General features: G+C 33.2%; 1 protein-coding gene. It reads left to right on the top strand.

Features of this window, described 5'->3' with window-relative positions; translation table 11 throughout:
- Window positions 1–340, top strand: a 340-nt coding sequence (locus tag ACQ3F0_RS26850; protein ID WP_428868876.1) for a thiamine pyrophosphate-dependent enzyme, incomplete at both ends; no start/stop codon positions are given.

The raw sequence follows: 340 nt of genomic DNA, 5'->3' as shown, positions 1-340 counted from the left end.
TTTACTGTATCGTAGGTGATGGAGAAACTCAAGAAGGTCAAAATTGGGAAGCAATTATGTTTGCTGCACAAAAAGAATTGGATAATTTAATTTTGTTTGTTGATAACAATAAAATTCAATTAGATGGACCTACTTCAATGGTAAACAACATGGAAAGTTTTGAAGAAAAATTCCAAAGTTTCCACTGGAATAGTATTAGTGTAGATGGACATAATTTTAATGCAATTAAAGACGCCATTGCAAAGGCAAAGGAAACTAAGGGCAAGCCTACTGCGATTATCCTTGAAACTGTTAAAGGTGCTGGTATTGTTTGGGCAGTGGATAATTTTAATCATCATAT

The organism is Clostridium sediminicola (assembly GCF_050402865.1).
Taxonomy (GTDB): Bacteria; Bacillota; Clostridia; order Clostridiales; family Clostridiaceae; genus Clostridium_AF; species Clostridium_AF sediminicola.
This window is presented reverse-complemented; position numbering and strand designations above follow the sequence as displayed.